Source organism: Mesorhizobium sp. B2-3-5 (assembly GCF_006442395.1).
In the GTDB taxonomy this organism is placed as follows: Bacteria; Pseudomonadota; Alphaproteobacteria; order Rhizobiales; family Rhizobiaceae; genus Mesorhizobium.
The window spans coordinates 84,616-102,637 of the sequence record NZ_VFVX01000001.1 but is presented as its reverse complement, the minus strand read 5'-3'; the positions used below and the strand labels follow the sequence as shown (position 1 = coordinate 102,637).

The 18,022-nt window shown below is 62.1% G+C and carries 20 protein-coding genes; 10 read left to right on the top strand and 10 right to left on the bottom strand.

What is annotated here, in order from left to right:
* Positions 1-194: 194 nt before the first annotated feature.
* The gene (locus FJ958_RS00525) at positions 195-854 is read left to right on the top strand and encodes an outer membrane protein (protein ID WP_140738021.1); all 660 of its coding nucleotides are present in this window, start codon (positions 195-197) and stop codon (positions 852-854) included.
* Between the two features lie 63 nt (positions 855-917).
* Here FJ958_RS00525 and FJ958_RS00520 read toward each other — a convergent pair whose 3' ends face one another.
* Positions 918-1,514, bottom strand: a complete 597-nt coding sequence (locus FJ958_RS00520) for a glutathione S-transferase family protein (RefSeq protein ID WP_140738018.1) — start codon at positions 1,512-1,514, stop codon at positions 918-920.
* Between the two features lie 399 nt (positions 1,515-1,913).
* Complete coding sequence (locus tag FJ958_RS00515) at positions 1,914-2,417, bottom strand: histone (protein WP_140738015.1); 504 nt, start codon at positions 2,415-2,417, stop codon at positions 1,914-1,916.
* A 162-nt stretch (positions 2,418-2,579) separates the two neighbouring features.
* Between FJ958_RS00515 and FJ958_RS00510 the strand changes: the two genes are divergently transcribed.
* Both FJ958_RS00510 and FJ958_RS00505 read left to right on the top strand, forming a co-directional pair.
* The gene (locus tag FJ958_RS00510; protein WP_140738012.1) at positions 2,580-2,870 is read left to right on the top strand and encodes a hypothetical protein; all 291 of its coding nucleotides are present in this window, start codon (positions 2,580-2,582) and stop codon (positions 2,868-2,870) included.
* Between the two features lie 89 nt (positions 2,871-2,959).
* Positions 2,960-3,271 carry a transcriptional regulator gene (locus FJ958_RS00505; RefSeq protein ID WP_140738009.1) on the top strand — a complete coding sequence of 104 codons (312 nt, stop codon included), beginning with the start codon at positions 2,960-2,962 and terminating at the stop codon, positions 3,269-3,271.
* Positions 3,272-3,446: 175 nt separating this feature from the next.
* Here the strand turns inward: FJ958_RS00505 and FJ958_RS00500 are convergent, their stop codons facing one another.
* The 4 genes from FJ958_RS00500 to FJ958_RS00485 all read right to left on the bottom strand — a co-directional run bounded on the left by FJ958_RS00500 (position 3,447) and on the right by FJ958_RS00485 (position 5,787).
* Positions 3,447-3,902 carry a hypothetical protein gene (locus FJ958_RS00500; RefSeq protein ID WP_140738006.1) on the bottom strand — a complete coding sequence of 152 codons (456 nt, stop codon included), beginning with the start codon at positions 3,900-3,902 and terminating at the stop codon, positions 3,447-3,449.
* 202 nt (positions 3,903-4,104) lie between these two features.
* Positions 4,105-4,959 (bottom strand): 23S rRNA (adenine(2030)-N(6))-methyltransferase RlmJ, encoded by an 855-nt coding sequence (locus FJ958_RS00495; RefSeq protein ID WP_140738003.1) that lies wholly within the window; start codon positions 4,957-4,959, stop codon positions 4,105-4,107.
* Positions 4,956-5,144, bottom strand: coding sequence for a hypothetical protein (locus FJ958_RS00490; RefSeq protein ID WP_140738000.1), 189 nt, complete (start codon positions 5,142-5,144; stop codon positions 4,956-4,958). Before FJ958_RS00490 ends, FJ958_RS00495 begins: the two co-directional genes overlap by 4 nt.
* A gap of 16 nt (positions 5,145-5,160) precedes the next feature.
* Positions 5,161-5,787 carry a TetR/AcrR family transcriptional regulator gene (locus FJ958_RS00485; protein WP_246679449.1) on the bottom strand — a complete coding sequence of 209 codons (627 nt, stop codon included), beginning with the start codon at positions 5,785-5,787 and terminating at the stop codon, positions 5,161-5,163.
* Positions 5,788-5,922: 135 nt separating this feature from the next.
* Here FJ958_RS00485 and FJ958_RS00480 point away from each other — a divergent pair, with 135 nt between their 5' ends.
* Positions 5,923-6,393, top strand: coding sequence for a carboxymuconolactone decarboxylase family protein (locus tag FJ958_RS00480; RefSeq protein WP_140737994.1), 471 nt, complete (start codon positions 5,923-5,925; stop codon positions 6,391-6,393).
* Positions 6,394-6,462: 69 nt separating this feature from the next.
* On the opposite strand, the gene FJ958_RS00475 is transcribed toward FJ958_RS00480, so the two are convergent.
* Positions 6,463-6,912, bottom strand: a complete 450-nt coding sequence (locus FJ958_RS00475; RefSeq protein WP_140737991.1) for a DNA polymerase III subunit chi — start codon at positions 6,910-6,912, stop codon at positions 6,463-6,465.
* A gap of 9 nt (positions 6,913-6,921) precedes the next feature.
* Positions 6,922-8,433, bottom strand: coding sequence for a leucyl aminopeptidase (locus FJ958_RS00470; protein WP_140737988.1), 1,512 nt, complete (start codon positions 8,431-8,433; stop codon positions 6,922-6,924).
* Between the two features lie 364 nt (positions 8,434-8,797).
* On the opposite strand from FJ958_RS00470, the gene lptF reads away from it, so the two are divergent.
* The 6 genes from lptF to rsmA all read left to right on the top strand — a co-directional run bounded on the left by lptF (position 8,798) and on the right by rsmA (position 16,415).
* A complete protein-coding gene (lptF, locus tag FJ958_RS00465; RefSeq protein ID WP_140737985.1) occupies positions 8,798-10,000 on the top strand; it encodes an LPS export ABC transporter permease LptF in 1,203 nt (400 codons plus the stop codon).
* Positions 9,997-11,082 carry an LPS export ABC transporter permease LptG gene (gene lptG, locus FJ958_RS00460; RefSeq protein WP_181176258.1) on the top strand — a complete coding sequence of 362 codons (1,086 nt, stop codon included), beginning with the start codon at positions 9,997-9,999 and terminating at the stop codon, positions 11,080-11,082. Before lptF ends, lptG begins: the two co-directional genes overlap by 4 nt.
* Complete coding sequence (locus tag FJ958_RS00455) at positions 11,082-13,499, top strand: LPS-assembly protein LptD (RefSeq protein WP_181176240.1); 2,418 nt, start codon at positions 11,082-11,084, stop codon at positions 13,497-13,499. Before lptG ends, FJ958_RS00455 begins: the two co-directional genes overlap by 1 nt.
* An 88-nt stretch (positions 13,500-13,587) precedes the next feature.
* Positions 13,588-14,520 (top strand): peptidylprolyl isomerase, encoded by a 933-nt coding sequence (locus tag FJ958_RS00450; protein WP_181176239.1) that lies wholly within the window; start codon positions 13,588-13,590, stop codon positions 14,518-14,520.
* 13 nt (positions 14,521-14,533) lie between these two features.
* Positions 14,534-15,550 carry a 4-hydroxythreonine-4-phosphate dehydrogenase PdxA gene (gene pdxA / locus FJ958_RS00445; protein ID WP_181176238.1) on the top strand — a complete coding sequence of 339 codons (1,017 nt, stop codon included), beginning with the start codon at positions 14,534-14,536 and terminating at the stop codon, positions 15,548-15,550.
* Between the two features lie 25 nt (positions 15,551-15,575).
* Positions 15,576-16,415 carry a 16S rRNA (adenine(1518)-N(6)/adenine(1519)-N(6))-dimethyltransferase RsmA gene (rsmA, locus tag FJ958_RS00440; RefSeq protein WP_140737971.1) on the top strand — a complete coding sequence of 280 codons (840 nt, stop codon included), beginning with the start codon at positions 15,576-15,578 and terminating at the stop codon, positions 16,413-16,415.
* Between the two features lie 38 nt (positions 16,416-16,453).
* Here the strand turns inward: rsmA and gmk are convergent, their stop codons facing one another.
* Both gmk and FJ958_RS00430 read right to left on the bottom strand, forming a co-directional pair.
* Complete coding sequence (gmk, locus tag FJ958_RS00435; RefSeq protein WP_140696411.1) at positions 16,454-17,110, bottom strand: guanylate kinase; 657 nt, start codon at positions 17,108-17,110, stop codon at positions 16,454-16,456.
* 21 nt (positions 17,111-17,131) lie between these two features.
* On the bottom strand, positions 17,132-18,022 hold the full coding sequence (locus FJ958_RS00430; RefSeq protein ID WP_140737968.1) for a YicC/YloC family endoribonuclease: 891 nt from the start codon (positions 18,020-18,022) through the stop codon (positions 17,132-17,134).

Here is an 18,022-nt window from a genome sequence, read left to right as displayed (position 1 = left end):
CGCTGTTGCGAAGATGCAACGTCAAGTTTCTGCCTCATTCGTGCCGGGTAATGACCCAAGTTCAGGTTCGGTTCAGCCGCATTTTGACACGACATTTGGAACCGACGAACGCCAGATCCGTTTCACCCCCCGGGCGGGTCGATGGCGATCGTGAGAAACAAGCCTGTGTCCTGTGGCTTAAGGAGTAAAGAAGAATGCAAGCCAATCTTAAATTCGCACGGCCGCTGGCTGTTGCGCTCGGGCTCTTTGCCCTCGGTGGTACCGCCTATGCCGCGGACGTCGTCCGGGAAGAGCCGCCGGCACCCGCTCCGGTTGCCGAACTTCCTGTCGCTTCGTGGGCCGGCCCCTATGCCGGTATCAATGTTGGCTATGGCTTCAGCGGCCGTACCAAGGAGAAGGATTTCGGCGTTTCGACCGATACCAAGGGTTTCGTCGGTAGCGTCTTCGGCGGCTATCAGTGGCAGCAGGAGAACTTCGTCTACGGCGGTGAAGCCGAGCTCGGTTACAACGGCGTCAAGGGCGACGACAACGGCATCCACTCGAAGGGCGGCTTCGAAGGCTCGCTGCGTGCCCGTCTCGGCTACGCGGTGACCCCGGAAATCCTGCTCTACGGCACCGGCGGTCTCGCCGGCAGAAGCCTGAAGGTGGAAGACTCCGTTCTCACCACCAGCGACACCGCCACCATGATCGGCTGGACCGCCGGTCTCGGCACCGACATCAAGTTGACCGACAATGTGTTCGGCCGCGTCGAGTATCGCTACACCGATTTCGGCAGCAAGGACTTCGGTGGTGGTATCGGCAAGGTCAAGGCGACCGACAACCGCGTCACCTTCGGCGTCGGTATGAAGTTCTAAGTCGTTCAAGCCACGACACGAAAAAGCCGGGCCTCGCGCCCGGCTTTTTTTATGGCGGCGGCCTCACGCCGGAATGAGGGGCTTCAGTTCCGGAAACTTCTCGTCGAAACGCGCCGCCCAACGCGTCAGCCGGCTGCGGCCCTTTTCCCATTTGCCGGCGAAGCGCAGCGCGAGATAGCCAAGGCAGGCGCGCAACGCGATCTGGCCGGCGGTGATCTTCTTCGGCAGTTTAGGCGGATTGGCGTTGAGCAGATCGAGTGCGGTGCTGATCTTCGCCCATTGGCGGTCGAGCCAGGGCTGATAGACCATTTCTTCAGGCCGGGTGCGGCGCTCATAGACCATCGACAGCGCGCAATCGCAGATGCCGTCGGCCAGCGCCTCCAGCACTTCCGCCTCCAGCCGCTTGTCGGGATTGCGCGGAAACAGCGCGTTCTTCGAAATCCGGTTGAGGTGCTGGGTGATGGCACGACTGTCATGAATCGAACGGCCGTCGTCGAGCACCAGCACCGGGATCTTGCCGAGTGGATTGGCACCGATCAATTCGGCTGGCCTGTCCTCGGTCTTGACCGGCACATGCTCGATGGCGATTCCGGCATAGGCCGCGGCCATCCTTACCTTGGAGCTATAAGGAGAGGAGGAGGCGTAGAGCAGCTTCGGCATGATCGGTTTCCTGTTTGCAGGCGTCCAGTGTTGACTGGACGGGCACTCGTGATCAACCGCCAGAGCGCAAAAAACAGCTGCCAGAAACCGGTTGCGGCTTCCGACCAGACATCACGACAAGCCTGCAGACCGGTACGCTGGAAACGCGAGCAAGCGACGACGAGCAGGCTGACAGGATTTCAAAACCGCATTTCACGCCTCACGGATCCAGGTATTGGCCCCGGGAGCCTCCGCCGACCGCTGCGACAAGACAATTGAATCGGGCGAGCGAGGCAGCCAAACGGCGCCTCGCTTTGCTTGCCCTCGGTCCCTTCCCGACGTTCAGCCCAAGGGCTGAACCAACTGCCGAATATGCTTCGATCCGTGTCCGAAGGACACGCGACGCCCCAACGGCTCGGTCTACTTCTTGGCCGGAGCTTTCGCCTTGGCAGGCGCTGCCTTGGCCTTCGGCGCGGCGGCTTTCTTCACAGCCGGCTTGGTCGCGGCGGCGGCTGCTTTCGCGGCCGGCTTTGCCGCAGCCTTTGCTGCCGGCTTTGCCGCCGCCTTGGCGGGTGCCACCTTCTTGGCCGCGGGCTTTGCCGTCGCCTTCGCCACTGCCGGTTTCTTCGCTGGCGCTGCTTTCGCCGCCGGCTTTGCCGCGGCCTTCGCTGCCGGCTTTGCCGCCGCCTTCGTTGCAGGCTTTGCCGCTGCCTTCGCAGGCGCTGCTTTCTTCGCCGCCGGCTTCACAGCAGCCTTCGCCGCGGCTGCGGGTTTCTTTGCCGGAGCCTTGGCCGCGGCTGCCTTCGGCTTGGCGGCAGGCGCTGCTTTCTTCACTGCCGTTGCGGCCTTCGCCGCGACTGCTTTTGCGGGTGCTTTCCTTGCCGGTGTCTTGGATGCCGGCGCTTTAGATGACTGCTTAGCCATGTCATGCCCCTTCACGTTATGCCGATGGCCGTGAATGACCCCGGCGCGCAATGCATATCTGACTCGCGGCTCGCTAGCCAGCGAAGCAATGGTATGATTCTCTCAGCTTAAATTTTGGTTGCGATCGACACACGATCGCACTCATCATCGCAAAATTGCGGCGTGATCTTCGGATATCGCCAGCAATTTGACGCCGACATTCTCGATGCGCTGCGGGACCGAGCCCGCCGTGAAGCTCCGAAGACTAGCAAGCAGTTTCGCGCATTGATCTTCGCCGCGAATATCATGAGCTGCAACCTCCTCGGAGCTTTCTTCTTTTGCAGATGGACGATCGATGCAGCTCACGAACGCAATGCGACGACCGATCTGGCGATCACCTTGTCAAGTGTCGTTCCATCGCCAGTCGACAAATTGACAGATAGCTCTGCATGGCAGAGTATTCTGCAGAAGTAAGCGTGTTCGATGTCGGTCCCGCAACCGCTGCCGCCCGAGATCGCGGAGCTATATGGGAAGCTCAAGGCCTGCTTCACTGGAGCCCACAGATGAGCGCCGACGACATCATCCACCAGAGTACACGGCTCAGGATCATGGCTGTCCTGAATAGGCTGGAAAGGCGCGAGGCGCTGGAATTCACGCGGCTGAAGGCGATGATCGAAACCACCGACGGAAATCTCGGCGCGCACCTCGATACGCTGGCGAAGGCAGGCTATGTCGAGATTGAAAAGCTCTTCGTCGGGCGGCGGCCGCAGACCCGGGTCAAGGCAACGACGGTTGGGCGGCGGGCCTTTCGCGGTCACATAGCCTTTCTTCGCAAGATCATCGATCAGGCCCAGGCGACGCAACGCAGGAAGTAGCACTGCGATCGAGCGACACTCCCAGCGTGCGGCGACCATGCAACGCGGGCGCCGATTATGACCTGCCGTGCGATTAACCCGGCGCCTGCGATCGCACCTTATATCAACGCAGAATGCAAAAACGCCTGCAACCTTGAGGTCGCAGGCGCGAAAAGCATCGGAGGAAGAGACGCGTTCAGCGCAGGACGCGGCAGCGGCCGTTGTAGACCATCCAGCGGTCAAAGCCCGAGACGCAGAATTCGACGTTGTCGCCGATCGAGGCAAAGCCCTGGCCTTCCTCGATCAGATAGAAGATCGACCGGTCACGGCCGTCCGACAGACTGACGGTTGCCCGGCAATAGTGACGGCCGATCGGCCATTGCTCGCTCGCCAGCTGATATCGGTGCTGGTGAATGTTGTGAAAATCGGTGATCGCGACGTCGGGCAGATGCGGCACGTGATGCACCTGATAGGAGAACCGGTCAGTGATCTTGCTCAGCACCCAGGATTCACCACAGACACTGCCGTCGTCTTCGGAATAGACGCCTATAAGATCGGCAGCGTGAACTGCCTGCGTTACGCCGAGAGGCGCCGACAGCGGGGTGCAAAGGGCAAGCAGAGCGGCAACAACGGATTTGGCGAAGCGAGTCATGGCAGCCTCTCAAGGTCAATTGCTTACACTGTGCGGATTCGCTTGGCGGCGGTCAAGCGGTTGCCGAAACAATGGTTTCCAGAATCGGCGCCTCTAATTCCGTCAACAACGGCAAATTCACCAAAGAGCTAGAGCGCAAAACGGCCGTTACAAGCACCGATAGGTCAACGCGCCGACCGTTGCGAAGCCCGCCCCGGTTTCATCAAGCCTGCTCGCCAATCAGCCATTCCAGCGACCAGTGCGCCGGCTTTTCGACGGCGAGCAATCTGTGCAGTGCCGGCAGCACGGTTCGCAATTCGCCTTCCAGCGTGAAGGGCGGATTGACCACCACCATGCCGCTGCCGTCGAGGCTGGGTTGCGACGAGGCTGGCCTGATCTCGAATTCTACGTCGAGGATTTTCGGAATGCCGGATTGCTTCAGCGCTTTCCTGAAGGCGATGATCGCCTTGCGGTCCTTGATCGGATACCACAGCGCATAGATGCCGCCAGGCCAGCGCCTGTGCGCCTTGACCAGCCCGTCGACGAGGCGGCCGAACTCGCCCTCTTCCTCGAAGGGCGGATCGACGAGCACCAGCCCGCGTTTCTCCTTCGGCGGCAGATGCGCGCCCAGCGCCAGCCAGCCATCGAGTTCCATCACCCGGGTCTGGAAATCGTCGGCGAATTCCGCCTTGAGCTTCACCGCGTCTTTCGGGTGCAGCTCGATCGCCGACAATCGATCCTGCTTGCGCAGGAGATTGCGTGCGAGCAGCGGCGAACCCGGATACTTCTTCACACCGCCCTCGGGATTGAGCGACCGCACCATGCCGAGATAAGGCGCCAACAGCGCCGCCACCTTGGCATCGAACGAGGCGTCGATCAGCCGGCCGATGCCGCCCTGCCACTCGCCTGTCTTTTGCGCTTCGGATGACGACAGGTCGTAGCGGCCGATGCCGGCATGGGTGTCGATGACGCGAAACGCCTTGTCCTTCTGCTTTAGATATTCGAGCAGACGCGTCAGCACGACATGCTTGATGACGTCAGCGAAATTGCCGGCATGATAGGCGTGGCGGTAATTCATGCGGTTCCCCTGCCCCAGCGTGGCGGCGGCGGTTGCGAGTTCGGATTTTCCGGCCGGCCGCCACCGAAACGTAAGGAGACCCGCCAGGCGCCGATCTCGCGGCCGGAAAAATTGGCCATCGCCCAGGGATAGATGAGGCCGATGCCGATACTGGCCATCAAGATCAGGACAAACAGAAAGCGCATGGAGACAGTCACCTGGTCAGATCTCGCCGGACAACCGGCTTGCCTTGGCGCCGTCACGCAAGCGTTCCATTTCATCCAGCAGCATATCGAGCCCAAGCTCGAACGTCTTGTCGAACTCTGCCTTGCCAAAGTAACGGCCGGCGGCGGCGACATTGGGAAAATTACGTCCAAGCTCCTCGTTGCTGACGGGGGTGGCGGCCGATGGGCCCTTGGCGTACCCGGCTGTTTCGTCGAGCACCGCGCCGGTCAGATAATAGCCAACCGCGCGGAACAGTCTCGCAGTCGCCTCCTGGTCGAAGCCGCCGTCCTTGAACAGCCCGATGACGCCGTCCAGATAGGCAAGGCAAATGGGCGAATTCATGCGGTAGGTCAGGAAATACGTCGCGAAGGCCGGATGCTCGCGACCGATCCGGCGATAATCCAATATGGCCATGCGCATCCGTTGACGCCACGGCAAGCCGGGATCCGGCATCTCCAGCGGGCCGACCAGCCTATCGACCATCGCCTCGAACAGATGCGTCATGGACGGAAAGTGGTGGTAGATGCTCATCGCCTCGCAGCCGAGCGCCGCCGCCAGTTTGCGCGTCGAAAAGCCAGCGAAACCCTCCCGCTCGATCACCTCGAAGGCGGCGTCCTCGATCATCTCGCGGGACAGCCGACCGCGGGTTCGCTTTTTTTTGATCTCTGAGTCCATGGCGTCGCTTGACAGCTTACACTGTAAGGTTCATCTTCCGCGCACCTTACATCGTAAGGCTAGCAAAGACCAGAGGAGAAAACCATGTCGAACCGTCGCATCGCCGAATCCGTGCAATCTTCCATCCGCCGTGCGTTCCTTTTCACCGCCGCAGCCTGCGTTCTGTCGCTCGGAGCAGCGCCGGCCCATGCCGATGAATATGATGCAACCATCAAGGACATCCAATCGACCATGGGCGGTGTGCCAAGCTTTGTGAAACAGTTTCCAAAAGCCGGTCTGCCCGGTGCTTGGGCCGAGGTCAAGGCCATCGAACTTAGCGACAAGACGGCACTGCCGCCAAAGGTCAAGTCGCTGATTTCGCTGGCGGTGGCGGCGCAGATTCCGTGTAACTATTGCATCTGGTCGGACACGCAGGATGCCAAGCGCGCCGGCGCCACCGATGAGGAAATCCAGGAAGCCGTGGCGATGGCGGCGCTGACCCGCCACTGGAGCACCATCTTCAATGGCATGCAGATCGATTTCGACACATTCAAGAAGGAAATGGCTGGGCAGTAAGTCCACCCGGCGACATGCAGAAGCGGGCCATCGGCCTGCCTCTGCATGAACCCGATGACGCGCCAAGGCCTACGCCTTGCGCTCCCAGCGGCGGTCGGGCGTCTGCTGCCAATAAGTCACGGCGTGGCCGGAGCCCTTCATCACTTTCCAGTGCCCCCGCGCTGCCTCGACCTGGGCGGCATCATGGCCGTCGAACAGGAACACGGCGCGCTCGTAGCCATCGAGATCCGGCGGCGTGGCACCGTCGACCAGGAAGCGTATCTGCGCCGCGTTCGGATTGGCTTCACCGGTGGTCAACAGGATCGGCTGCTCGGCGGGATAGGCTTCGCGGTCGGTGGCATGGGCGAGGAAGGAATCGTCGCGAAATGTCCACAGATGCTGGTCGAGCGCGTCGCGCCGTTCTTCGGTGCCGGTCTGCACCACGGCGCGCCAGCCACGACCGACGCTGCGCTCCAGCAGACCAGGCAGCGCATCCTCCAGCGTCGATTCGGTCAGATGATAAAACAGCACCTCGGCCATGGATCGAGGTCAGATCTCGTAATGGTCACGCACCAGCCGATCGAGCAGCCGCACGCCGAAGCCTGACCCCCAGGACTGGTTGATTTCGTTCGACGGCGAACCCATCGCCGTGCCGGCGATGTCGAGATGCGCCCAGGCCGTGTCCTTGACGAAGCGCTGCAGGAACTGCGCGGCGATGATGGCACCGCCATAGCGGCCGCCGATGTTCTTCATGTCGGCGTTCTTGGAATCGATCAGCTTGTCGTATTCGGCGCCCAGCGGCATGCGCCACAGGCGCTCCTGCGTCGACTGTCCCGCTGCCACCAGCCTCTCCGACAGTTCGTCATTGTTGGAGAACAGGCCGGCATAATTCTGACCGAGCGCGACCATGATGGCACCCGTCAGCGTCGCCAGATTGACCATGACCTTCGGCTCGAAGCGGTCGTTGCAGTACCAGAGCGCATCGGCCAGAACCAGCCGTCCCTCCGCGTCGGTATTGAGCACCTCGATGGTCTGTCCAGACATCGAGGTGACGATGTCGCCGGGGCGCTGGGCATGGCCGTCGACGGCATTTTCCACCAGCCCGATAATGCCGACGACATTGGCCTTTGCCTTGCGCGCGGCCAAGGCATGCATCAGCCCTGTTACGGCCGCGGCACCACCCATGTCGCCCTTCATGTCCTCCATGCCCGATGCCGGTTTCATCGAATTGCCGCCGGTGTCGAAGGTGACGCCCTTGCCGACGAAGGCGACGGGGTTGTCCTTGGGCTTGCCGCCGTTCCACTGCATGACGGCCATTCGGGCGCCGCGGGGGGAGCCCTGCGCGACACCGAGCAGCGAGCCCATGCCGAGCTTCTTCATCTCCTTCTCGGTCAGGATCTCGACCTTGACGCCGATCGCCTCGAGTTCCTTGGCGCGGGCGGCGAACTCGACGGGCCCCAGCACGTTGGCCGGTTCGTTGACAAGGTCGCGCGCCAGAAGCACGCCATCGATCACGGCCTCGGCATCCGTGAACGCCTTCTTGGCGCCCGCCGGGTCGGCGGTGTGGATGGTGACCTTGATCGGCTTCTTCGGATCGGACTTTGCGTCGTCCTTGTCCTTTCTGGTCTTGTACTTGTCGAAGGAATAGCTGCGCAGGAGAATACCCGCCGCCAGGGCGGCGGCATCCTTGCCATTGGGCGAGGCCCCGATCAGGTCCAGCACCACCGCCACATCGGTTGCCTTGCGCAGGGACGCCGCAATGGTGCCACCGAGCTTCAACCATGCATATTCGTCAAGCCCCGACGTCTTGCCGGCGCCGATCGCGACCAGCCTGTCGAGCGATGTTCCTTCCGGCGCCAGCATTTCGACGACGCCGGCGAACTTCCCGTTAAACTCGGCGACCGGGAAAGCGCGTTCCAGCGTCTTGCCGGGATCGTAGGCCTTGGCTGCATCACTCAGGCCACCGTCATCCGCCGACAGCACGAAGACCGTGCCCTTCCTGTTCGCCGCCGCCTGAGGCGCGGCGAATTTTGCAAAGGCGATCGACGGTCTCGGGTTCATCATGTCCTGCTTTCGGGGATTGCGTGAGATTGCGCGAAGCGGTTTGAAGCGATCCGCGACATTTGGTCGTTTTCCGGCATTTGGCAAGACTTTGCCAAAATGGCTACCCATATGACACACGGAATCGATGGCGATTCGTCGCGGCACGGCCCCGCTTTTAGCCGCAACTTGTTGTTAACCATCGATGTTCGCCCTTTCTTATCCATTCCCGCCGACACTCCGGTCCACTGCGGCACGCGACGTGGGACGGGAACCGGATCGCCTGCCTGATGCAGCCCAACGGAGCCAGTTGTGCGGGCGTCGCCGGACAGCTACCCTTAATGTGGTGGCATGATGCCGTTCGAGAAAATCGAGTAAAGCCTTCATGAAGGTCATTGAACGCTACATCATGCGCCGCGCTTTCGTGGTCTTCTTGGCGGCGCTGGTCTGGACGCTGGCCATTGTGTGGACGACGCAGGTGCTGGCCAAGATCGATCTGGTCACCGACAGCGGCCAGTCGTCGCTGACCTTCTTCGAGGTCGCGGCCCTCATCCTTCCCTCGATCATCCCGATCGTCGTGCCTTTCGCGCTGGTGGTGGCGGTCGCCCAGACACTTAGCGTCATGAATTCGGATTCCGAGCTCGCCGTTGTCAACGCCTCGGGTGCCTCACGCTGGACGATCGTGCGGCCAATCATGCTTCTCGCCCTTGCGGCCAGCGTTTTTTCCTTTGCGGTCGACAATGGCATAGACCCCTATGCGCGGCAGAAAAATCGCGCCCTGGTGGCGGAGTCACGCGCGGATCTGTTGTCACTGATCATCCAGGAGGGCACGTTCCGAAAGATCGAGGACGGGCTGTTCCTGCAGATTGGCGAGCGGCTTCCCGACAATCGTCTGGGCGGAATCTTCGTCGCCGATTCGCGTGAGGAAGGCGTCAATCTCGTCTACTACGCCAAGACCGGCAGCATCGTCGAACGCGGCGGCGAAAAGGTGCTGATGATGAATGACGGCGTCATCCACCGCAAAACGCTGACCGGCGACCTGTCGGTCATCCGGTTCACGTCCTATGCCTTCGACATGTCGGCGTTCATGTCGGCGGCCAGCCAGGTGACGCTCCTGCCGAAGGACCAGACCACCCAATATCTGCTCAATCCAAGCCCCAACGACAAGAATTTTCAGCAAAACCCGCAGGAATACCGGGCCGAAATCGACCAGCGGTTTTCGGAATGGACCTATTCCATGGTCTTTGCCCTGATCGCGCTTGCGGTCGCCGGGGACGCGCGCTCGCATCGCGAGGCCCGCGTCAATCCCTTGATCACGGCCATCGCGATATCCTTGTTCGTGCGCTGGCTTGGCTTTTTTGCCGCCAGCAAGGCAGACGAAATTCCGCAATACGCCTATATGGTCTATGGCGTGCCCATTGTGGCTTCCGCCGTGGCGATCTGGTTCATCGTGTCCAATCGGACCATGGAACTGCCGGTGGCCTGGGCCGATTGGATGACGAACCTGGCCAGCCGTATCGGTGATGGGTGGAACGCCCTCAAACTGCGTTTGTCCAGGCGCGACACTTCAGGTCAAGGGGTCGGCTGATGGGCTGGACACTTGGCCGTTATTTCTTCTTCCGCTACGTGACGATCACGATCTGGTTCTTCATCGGCCTGCTGGCGCTGGTGTTCCTGATCGATTTCACCGAGCTGTCCGGCCGCACCACCGGCCTGCCCGGCTTCACCTATGGGACGGCGATGGCCATTTCGGGCCTTCGGATGCCGATGATCATGCTGCAGACGGTACCGTTTGTCGGCCTGTTCTCGGCCATGGCGACGCTGGTTTCGCTCAACCGGCGCTACGAGCTGGTCATCGCGCGGTCCGCCGGCGTTTCCGCCTGGCAATTCCTTTTGCCGTGCTGCATCGGAGCGCTGCTGTTCGGCATCGTGTCGGTCGGGCTCATCAACCCGCTTGCCGCGCATGCCTTCTCCTGGTCCGAGCAGATCGAGACCCAGCTGCGCTCCGGCAAATCAAATACGGTTTCAGCAGATGCCGCCCCCTGGATCCGCCAGAAGACCAGTTCCGGCGACACCATCATCGGTGCGCGGGCCATCCTCAACCAAGGCTTGGAGATGGCCGACGCCGTCTTTTTCATCCTCGACCCGCAAGGCAACATCGTCGAGCGCAAGGACGCCGCGCGTGCTTACCTGCGCGACGGCTATTGGGATTTGCGGGATGTAAAGACCTTCAGGAACGGCACGATCCAGCTTGCGGCGAGCGATCGTGTACCGACCAATCTTAAGCCGGAATTCGTGCAGGAGCGACTGGCGCGCCCGGAAACCATTCCCTTCTACGACCTGCCCGGAAAAATCGAGGTTGCCCGTTCCTTCGGCCTCAAGGCAAATGCCTTTGCCATGCAGTTTGATTCGCTGGTGGCGTTGCCGTTCCTCCTCGTCGCCATGACGCTGATTGCGGCAACAGTTTCAATGCGATTTGCGAGGATGGGGCAATCGGCGACGATGATTCTGGGTGGCGTCGTTGCCGGGTTTCTGCTTTATGTCGTTTCGGTGCTGGTGAAGGCATTCGGCGTGGCGGGGTTCGTGCCGACGGCGATAGCCGCCTGGGTGCCGGTTGTAGTAGCTATGTTCTTCGGGGTGACTTTCCTGCTATACAAGGAAGACGGCTAGTGAGGGAGGCGTTTTTGCCCAGCAACAGGCAGGCCAATTTGGCGCGCCTCTATGCGGCGAGCGCCTTGGCGTGCCTGCTTGCCTGCGGCGTGCCGTTGCCTTCGTTCGCGCAGGATGTCGGCAACATGGCGGCCAAGGTGCCGTCCGGCTCGCAGATGCTGCTGGCGGCCGACACGCTGGAGTACAACAACGACAACCAGACCGTGACCGCTATCGGCGGCGTGCAGATCGACTATGGCGGCAACCGCCTTGTCGCCCAGAAGGTCGTCTACAACCGCAACACCAAGCGGATGGTTGCCAGCGGTAATGTCGAAATCGTCAACAGCGACGGCACCAAGATCAATTCACAGCATATCGACATCACTGACGATTTCGCCGATGGTTTCGTCAACGCGCTGCGCGTTGAAACCGTCGACAAGGCCTATTTCGCCGCCGAAAGCGCCGAACGCATGGGCGGTGTGCTGACCACCTTCCACAATGGTGTCTACACCGCCTGCGAGCCGTGCGAGGACAAGCCCGACAAGGCGCCGACGTGGCGCGTCAAGGCCAGGAAGATCATCTGGAACGGTGAGAAGAAAACGGTTCGCTTCGAGAACGCGAATTTCGAATTCTTCGGCTTTCCGCTGGCCTACCTGCCGGCGTTCGAGATCGCCGACCCGACTGTGAAGCGCAAGAGCGGCTTCCTGATCCCCAGCATCGGCTACAACAGCCATCTGGGGTACAGCGTCAAGATTCCCTACTATTTCGCGCTTTCGCCGACATATGATCTGACGGTGACCGGAAGCGGATACACCAAGCAGGGCTTCCTCGGCGAAGCCGAATGGCGCCAGCGCTTCAACAACGGCCAATACACCTTGAAGATGGCCGGCATCCAGCAGCAGAATCCGGACGCCTTCATCGACCGCGCCGGCCGCAACGTCGATTCGGGCGCGGCGGGCGATCCGAACAAGTTCCGCGGCATGATGGGCACGCAGGGGCAGTTCGCGATCAACGAACGCTGGAATTTCGGCTGGGACGTGCTGTTGCAGACCGACAAGAACTTCTCGAACACCTACAACATCGACAAGTACAACGCATATGTCCACCAGTCGTCAGTCTACCTGACCGGTCTCAACGGCCGCAACTATTTCGACGTGCGCGCCATGCATTTCGAGGTCCAGGAAAAAACGCTTAGCAGCGATCCGACAGCGCGAGCGGGCGAACAGCCTTGGGTATTTCCTTCGCTCGATTATGCATACATTCCCGACGTATCTGTGGCCGGCGGTCAACTGTCGCTTAACGTGAATGCGCGGGTCCTGCGGCGTAATAGGATAGAAACGGGTCTAGCAGACGCGGCAAATCCGCTTTCCATCGAGAATGTGCGCGGCATCGAGGGCGAGTCCAGCCGTCTTACCGCCGCGACCGAGTGGAAAAGGACCTTTGTCACCGATGATGGGCTGGTGCTGACGCCGTTGCTGGCGCTGCAAGGCGACGTCGACTATGTCAGGGCGTCATCGGCCTCGCTCACCGCGGTCAACCAGATGGCGACGAATCTGGGCGAGCAGGATGACATGCGCTCGTCCTTTGCCCGCTACATGGCGACCGCCGGCCTCGAGATGCGTTGGCCGGTGCTGTTTTCAATGGCCAGCGGATCCAGCCATGTCTTCGAGCCGATGGCGCAGGTGTTCATGCGGCCGAACGAACAATATGTCGGCGGCCTCTCCGTCCCGAACGAAGACGCCCAGAGCATGGTGTTCGATGCGAGCACCTTGTTCGAACGCGACAAGTTCTCTGGTTACGACCGTGTGGAAGGCGGTTCGCGCGCCAATGTCGGCGTGCGCTATTCCGGCTCCTATATCAATGGCTGGGGCACCAACGCCATTTTCGGCCAATCCTATCAGCTTGGCGGCGAGAACTCCTTCGCCGCTCCCGATCTGGTCAATGTCGGCGCCTATTCGGGCCTTCAGAATACCAAGTCCGACTATGTCGGCCTCTTTGGCATCAACAGCCCGAACGGGTTCGCGGCCTCGGTCAGCGGCCGCTTCGACGAACAGTCCTTCGAAATTCGCCGCGCCGAGGTCAAGGCTGCCTATTCGGGCCTGCCGGTGTCATTGAGCGCCAAATATGCGTTCATCCAGGCTCAGCCGCTCTATGGTTTCACGACCGACCGTCACGAGGTCACGCTCGGTGCGTCCACGCATCTTGCACAGAGCTGGCGCGTGTTCGGGACAGGAACCTACGACCTGCAGGAAGGCCTGCTGGTCAAGGACGGGGTCGGCTTCGCCTACAACGATTCCTGCTTCACCTACCTGATGACGTACGCGCAGTCGCGCGACCTTCACACCAGAGAGGTGACGCAGAGCATCGGCTTCAACCTGTCGTTCCGCACCCTCGGCGACTTCGGCTCGTCGACCAACGCAGTCGACGCCATCCAGTAGTCGGCGACATCGTTTCGCCGCATAGGGCTGGCACGGATTCGCGCACCCGGAAGAGGACGAAATTGGGCGGAACCGGAATAGAATTGGGATGCCAAGGATGAGGAAATACCTCTTTTCAGCAGGGTTCGCGCTGCTTGTGGCGGCGACATCCGTGTCAATGACCATCATGACGCCGCCGGCTTTCGCCAGCGAGATCAAATACGTCGTCAACGACATACCCGTCACCAGCGGCGATATCGCGCATCGTGCCGCCTTCCTGAAGCTGCAGCACAAGAAGGGCGACGCCGCCCAGGAAATGATCGACCAGACGCTGCGCTTGGCCGAGGCCAGGCGGCTTGGTATCCGCATCGGCGACGCCCAGGTGCAGGCTGCCTATCAGCGCTTCGCCGCCAGCAACAAGATGCAGATCAGCCAGCTTGACGGCGTCATGGAAAAGTCCGGCGTCGGCAAGGACCATTTCAAGGAATTCATCCGCGCCCAGATGGCCTGGAGCCAGGCCTTGAGCGCGCGTTACCGTTCCGGCGAAGGCGGCAGCGTGACCGAGCAAGATGCCGTCAGGCGCATGCTCGACAAGGGTGGGGCCAAGCCAAGCGCCACCGAGTACATGCTGCAGCAGGTCATCTTCGTCGTGCCGGCCGCCGAACGCAGCGCAACGCTGGCCAAGCGCAAGCGCGAGGCCGACGCCATGCGTGCCCGTTTCAATGGCTGCAACACGACGCGCGAGTTTGCCAAGGGCCTGATCGACGTCACCGTTCGCGACCTGGGCCGGGTACTGGCACCGCAGCTGCCGGCCGACTGGGCCGAGCAGATCAAGGCGACGAAGGTCGGCGGCGCCACCGTCACGCGAGAGACCGAACGCGGCGTCGAGTTCATTGGCATTTGCTCCTCGCGCGAAGTGTCCGACGACAAGGCTGCCCAGATGGTGTTCCAGAGCGAAGGCTCCAACGACAAGGCCGCCGAGGATCTCAGCAAGAAGTATGTTGACGAGCTGAAGGCGAAAGCCCGCATCGTCAAGCGCTGACGTGAGCAGCGCGATGACCGCGCTGGCGTTGAGCGTCGGTGATCCATCCGGCATCGGCCCTGAAATCGCCGTCGCGGCCTTCCTGGCGCGCGAGGCTGTTGCCTTGCCGGCCTTTTATCTGCTGGCCGATCCGGCGCTGATCGCCTCGCGCGCAAGTCATCTCGGCGTGTCGGTGCCGATCGTCGAGACAACTCCCGCGCAAGCGGCGCAGGTCTTCGCCCATGGTTTGCCGATCGTTCCACTGGCGGCCCACTTTATCGACACCCCCGGCCTGCCGGATCCGGCCAACGCAGCCGGCACCATCGAGGCCATCGACCGCGCTGTCGCTGCCTGCCTTGGCGGCGAGGCCGCGGCTGTGGTCACCTGCCCCATCGCCAAGAAGCCGCTCTACGATGCCGGGTTCCGCTTCCCCGGCCACACCGAATATCTGGCCTATCTGGCGGCCCGGCATAGCGGCGTCGAGGTGATGCCAGTGATGATGCTGGCCGGCCCCGATCTGCGCACGGTTCCTGTCACCATACACATCGCTCTGGCCGAGGTACCGAAAGCTTTGACCAGCGAGTTGATCGTCGCGACCGCGCGCATCACCGCCGCTGACCTCGCCAGCCGCTTCGGCATCGCCAGGCCGAGGCTCGCCATTGCCGGCCTCAACCCGCATGCCGGCGAAGGCGGCTCGATGGGCCTGGAGGATGAGCGTATAGTGCGCCCGGCGGTCGATATCCTACGCGCCGAAGGCATCGATGCTTTCGGCCCCCTGCCGGCGGACACGCTGTTCCATATCCGGGCACGAGCAGGCTACGACGCGGCGCTGTGCATGTATCACGACCAGGCATTGATCCCTGCCAAGGCACTGGCCTTCGACGAAGCGGTCAACGTGACGCTCGGCCTGCCCTTCATCCGCACATCGCCCGACCACGGCACCGCCTTCGACATCGCCGGCAAGGGCATTGCACGGCCCGACAGCCTGATTGCGGCGCTGAAGCTTGCCAGAAGGCTCGCCGACACCGACAAAGAGGCTGCGGCCGCATGAGCGCTCCAGCTTCGGATCTTCGGGCATGAGCATCGACGGGCTGCCGCCGCTGCGCGACGTCATCGAGCGCCACGGGCTGCAGGCGAAAAAGGCGCTCGGCCAGAACTTCCTGCTCGACCTCAACTTGACCGGCAAGATCGCGCGCAGCGCCGGCGATCTGACAAATGCCACGGTGATCGAGGTTGGCCCGGGACCTGGAGGACTGACAAGAGCGCTGCTTTCCAACGGCGCCCACCGGGTCGTCGCCATCGAGCGCGACGAACGCTGCCTGGCCGCCCTTGCGGAAGTCTCCGCGCATTATCCCGGCCGGCTGGAGGTGATCTCCGGCGACGCTTTGAAGACTGACTTCGCCGCGCTGGCTTCCGCGGCTGCCGGGAACGGCGGCCCGGTGCGGATCGTGGCCAACCTTCCTTATAATATTGGCACGGAACTGCTGATCCGATGGTTGACGGTCCCGGACTGGCCGCCCTTCTACGCCTCGATGACGCTGATGTTCCAGCGCGAGGTGGCCCAGCGCATCGTCGCCGCGCCTGGCAGCGATGCCTATGGCAGGCTTGGCGTGCTGGCGGGCTGGCGCACGCAGGCCAGGATCGCTTTCGATGTGCCGCCCCAGGCATTCACGCCGCCGCCCAAGGTCACCTCTTCGGTGGTGCATCTGGAGCCACGCGCGACACCGCTGCCCGCCGATGTGAAAAAACTCGGCCGCGTCACCGAAGCCGCCTTCGGCCAACGCCGCAAGATGCTGCGGCAGAGCGTGAAAAGCCTCGGCGGCGAGGCCTTGCTGGAACGCGCCAGCATCGATCCGACCCGACGCGCCGAAACACTCAGTGTGGAGGAATTCGTGCGCCTGACCAATGCTGCGTAGCTTGCTTCTGCCCGCTTACGGGGAGAAGGAAGAGGCGTTCACGCCGTCTTCTCGTCCAGCAGGCCGGAGACGAAATCGAACAGACCGGGCCGGCGGTCCCGCCGCAGCCGCTCGGCGACAACGATACCGCGCACTTCGGCGAAGGCGCGGTCGAGATCGTCATTGACGATTACGAAATCGTATTCCTTCCAGTGCTCGATCTCGGTACGAGCGTTCTTCAGACGTGTCTCGATCACTGCTTCCTGGTCTTCGGCGCGGCGTTTCAGCCGCGACTTCAACTCCTTCATCGATGGCGGCAGGATGAAGATCGAGACGATATCGGCGCGCATCTTTTCCTTGAGTTGCTGGGCGCCTTGCCAGTCGATGTCGAACAGCATGTCACGTCCCTGCGCCAGCGCCAGTTCGGCCGGCTCGCGCGGCGTCGCATAGCAATTGCCGTGCACTTCGGCCCATTCGAGCAGCGCGTCGGAATCGCGCAGCCGCTCGAACTCGCGCATCGTCCGGAAATGGTAATGAACGCCCTCGATCTCGCTGCCGCGGCGCGGCCTGGTGGTGACCGAGACGGACAGTTCGAGGCTGGAATCGCTTTCCAGAAGATTGCGCGCGATTGTCGACTTGCCGGCACCTGACGGCGACGACAAGACGAGCATCAGCCCCCGGCGGCGAATGCGGGACCCCAAATCCCTGGGAACCATCGGTTCCTTGGCAACCATCGGCTACTCCAGATTCTGGACCTGTTCACGAAACTGGTCGACCACGGCCTTCAGTTCCAGCCCGATCGCGGTGACGGCGGCGGCGTTCGACTTCGAGCACAGCGTATTCGATTCGCGGTTAAATTCCTGTGCCAGAAAATCGAGCTTGCGACCGACCGCGCCGCCTCCCTTGAGCAGCGCCCGGCCAGACGCGACATGCGTTTTCAACCGGTCGATCTCCTCGCGAATATCGGCCTTGGTGGCGAGGAACGCCGCCTCCATGTGCAGCCGGCTGGCGTCCAGATTGGCGGATGCGTCCATCAACAGCCTCACCTGTTCGCCGATGCGTTCGCGGATCGCCGCCGGATCGCGCGACGGGTCCGCTTCCGCGCGCAGCGTCAATACCTCGATGAGGTCGATATGGCCGGACAGCAACAGAGCCAGTGCAGCGCCCTCACCGTGCCGTGCCTGTTCCAGGCCCTTCAGCGCCACGTCGAGCGCAGCCATGATGACGGTGTCAAGGGCGGTGCGCGCCTCTTCAGTCTCGACGGTTTCGGGAATGTCGAGCACGCCACGGAGCGACAGCAACCCGTCAGCGGTCGCGGGGGCAACACCGAACTGCTCCTGCAGTCGCTTGGCAAGACCGGCAAGGTCTTTCAGAAACGCTTCGTTGACGACGGGTTGTGCCTGCGCGCCGGCAGCACGGCCGATGGTCAGCGTCGCCTGGAAATTGCCGCGGGCGAAACGCTTCTGCAGCGTTTGCCTGACCGCCGGCTCCAGCCGTTCGAAACCTTGCGGCAGTCGCAGCCGCACCTCGACGCTCTTGCCGTTGACGGACTTGACCTCCCAGGCGATGGAGGTGCCGTCATGCTCGGCGACGGCGCGGGCAAATCCGGTCATGCTCTGCAAATTCAT

Bases quoted from the DNA above. Each gene is read 5' to 3' on its own strand.
- FJ958_RS00430 (WP_140737968.1), bottom strand. From the start codon at position 18,022: ATGAATTTGCAGAGCATGACCGGATTTGCCCGCGCCGTCGCCGAGCAT.
- FJ958_RS00475 (WP_140737991.1), bottom strand. From the start codon at position 6,912: ATGGCCGAGGTGCTGTTTTATCATCTGACCGAATCGACGCTGGAGGAT.
- pdxA (WP_181176238.1), top strand. From the start codon at position 14,534: ATGACCGCGCTGGCGTTGAGCGTCGGTGATCCATCCGGCATCGGCCCT.
- gmk (WP_140696411.1), bottom strand. From the start codon at position 17,110: ATGGTTCCCAGGGATTTGGGGTCCCGCATTCGCCGCCGGGGGCTGATG.
- FJ958_RS00490 (WP_140738000.1), bottom strand. From the start codon at position 5,144: ATGCGCTTTCTGTTTGTCCTGATCTTGATGGCCAGTATCGGCATCGGC.
- lptF (WP_140737985.1), top strand. From the start codon at position 8,798: ATGAAGGTCATTGAACGCTACATCATGCGCCGCGCTTTCGTGGTCTTC.
- FJ958_RS00520 (WP_140738018.1), bottom strand. From the start codon at position 1,514: ATGCCGAAGCTGCTCTACGCCTCCTCCTCTCCTTATAGCTCCAAGGTA.
- FJ958_RS00505 (WP_140738009.1), top strand. From the start codon at position 2,960: ATGAGCGCCGACGACATCATCCACCAGAGTACACGGCTCAGGATCATG.
- FJ958_RS00495 (WP_140738003.1), bottom strand. From the start codon at position 4,959: ATGAATTACCGCCACGCCTATCATGCCGGCAATTTCGCTGACGTCATC.
- FJ958_RS00525 (WP_140738021.1), top strand. From the start codon at position 195: ATGCAAGCCAATCTTAAATTCGCACGGCCGCTGGCTGTTGCGCTCGGG.
- FJ958_RS00500 (WP_140738006.1), bottom strand. From the start codon at position 3,902: ATGACTCGCTTCGCCAAATCCGTTGTTGCCGCTCTGCTTGCCCTTTGC.
- FJ958_RS00450 (WP_181176239.1), top strand. From the start codon at position 13,588: ATGCCAAGGATGAGGAAATACCTCTTTTCAGCAGGGTTCGCGCTGCTT.
- FJ958_RS00470 (WP_140737988.1), bottom strand. From the start codon at position 8,433: ATGAACCCGAGACCGTCGATCGCCTTTGCAAAATTCGCCGCGCCTCAG.
- FJ958_RS00480 (WP_140737994.1), top strand. From the start codon at position 5,923: ATGTCGAACCGTCGCATCGCCGAATCCGTGCAATCTTCCATCCGCCGT.
- FJ958_RS00515 (WP_140738015.1), bottom strand. From the start codon at position 2,417: ATGGCTAAGCAGTCATCTAAAGCGCCGGCATCCAAGACACCGGCAAGG.
- rsmA (WP_140737971.1), top strand. From the start codon at position 15,576: ATGAGCATCGACGGGCTGCCGCCGCTGCGCGACGTCATCGAGCGCCAC.
- FJ958_RS00485 (WP_246679449.1), bottom strand. From the start codon at position 5,787: ATGATCGAGGACGCCGCCTTCGAGGTGATCGAGCGGGAGGGTTTCGCT.